The 1360-nt window shown below is 54.2% G+C and carries 2 protein-coding genes; both read right to left on the bottom strand.

The features are described from left to right. Positions 1–93: 93 nt before the first annotated feature. Entirely contained in the window at positions 94–1122 is a 1029-nt protein-coding gene (locus tag ACRESJ_RS05505) for an AraC family transcriptional regulator (protein WP_431757002.1), read from the bottom strand. 19 nt (positions 1123–1141) lie between these two features. Continuing rightward, positions 1142–1360: hypothetical protein (locus tag ACRESJ_RS05500; RefSeq protein WP_431757001.1), on the bottom strand; the 219-nt coding region annotated here is incomplete at its 5' end.

The following is a 1360-nucleotide window of genomic DNA, read 5'->3' as shown; positions in this document are numbered from 1 at the left end:
CTTTAGTCCATCGCGAGCAAGCTCGCTCCTACATTAGTGGATCATTCTCGCTGAATTGAGATTGCCCCGGATCTTGCACTGTGAATCCTGAGTTCAGCTTCGGAATCTAAGCGTGGTTGAGGGCGCCTCGCCAAAACGTTTTTTATATTCCTGGGCAAACCGTCCCAAGTGGACGAAGCCCCACTTGAACGCGATGTCGGTTACCGAAGCGTCATGACTCTGTGTGCTCAACTCAAGGTGCACCTGTTCCAGTCGCAGGTTGCGCAGATAGGCCATGGGCGTGGTGTCGCAAAAATCGCGGAAGCCGGCAAACAGTGTCCGAACGCTCACTCCTGCGTGCTCAGCCAACTGCTCGATGCTCAGCGGTTCATTCGCATGAGCCCGCATATACTCCTCGGTCCTTTTGACGAAATAGGGCAAAAGCGCTTTTGGTTTACTGGCGCACTCCAGTTGTTCCCGCAGATTGTTGGGTTGGCCATAGATCAAGGCATTGATCAGCACTGACTCGAACTGCTTGAGCACCAGGGAGTGGTGAAGCGGGTGCTGGTTAGATGTAATCGCGTCGGCCAACATGGCGATCAGCTGGAGAAAGTAGCTTCCGCTTGGGGTCGTCAGGTCGAGTTCTGGCTGGAACTCCAGTGATCTGTCCATCACATGCCCAAGGTGCTGGGCACAATGGTATTCAACTTCACTGCGCTCGATGCGAAGGGCCAGTTGGGGGGCGTTGGCATCCCAGCACATCGATAACGGCAGGTTAGGGGAAATCAAAGAGGCCTTATGAGGGGTGGAGATAAAGTCATGGTCGCCGCAGATGATGTGCGCTTTGCCACTGATGGGGATCTGGATCAAGAAAAAATCGTCCAGGCGACCGGGATCAATGTTGACTCGGGCTCCATACTCCAGCCGGTTCAAGGACAGGCGCCCACGATTGACGTGGTGCATCCGTGCGCTGATGCGGTCGGTTTCCCGGATGCAGCGCAGCTCGTGATTTTTGAACACGCTGCTGACGCCTTCACGAATGGCATCCAGGTCATTGAGAAGGAATAGCTGATTTTCAGGGGTGAACAGGGAAGCTCTGTTAAAGAGACTGCCGCAATTCTCTGGAATGAGATTCAGGCTCATGGTCACCTCATGCACGGTTTCAAGGCATGGCGCACAAAGCGTTACCGAGGGTCTGCAGGATCAGGATAGTCGCTGCGCTAATCGGATAGCCCGTGGGCATGTCTGTTTCTTTTTGTGCCCTTGATCTGTTGCCGCTGACCGAAAACTGACCCAGTAAAGGCTGTTCTGCCGACTGAAAACTGACCCAGGTGTTCAACTGCTTCTGCTCGCTTTCCGAGCAGGAGAACACAGGGTGATC

Source organism: Pseudomonas sp. (assembly GCF_050739655.1).
In the GTDB taxonomy this organism is placed as follows: Bacteria; Pseudomonadota; Gammaproteobacteria; order Pseudomonadales; family Pseudomonadaceae; genus Aquipseudomonas.
Note: the sequence above shows the minus strand (reverse complement) of the source record. Positions and strands in the feature narration are given on the sequence as shown.

Bases quoted from the DNA above. Each gene is read 5' to 3' on its own strand.
- ACRESJ_RS05505 (WP_431757002.1), bottom strand. From the start codon at position 1,122: ATGAGCCTGAATCTCATTCCAGAGAATTGCGGCAGTCTCTTTAACAGA.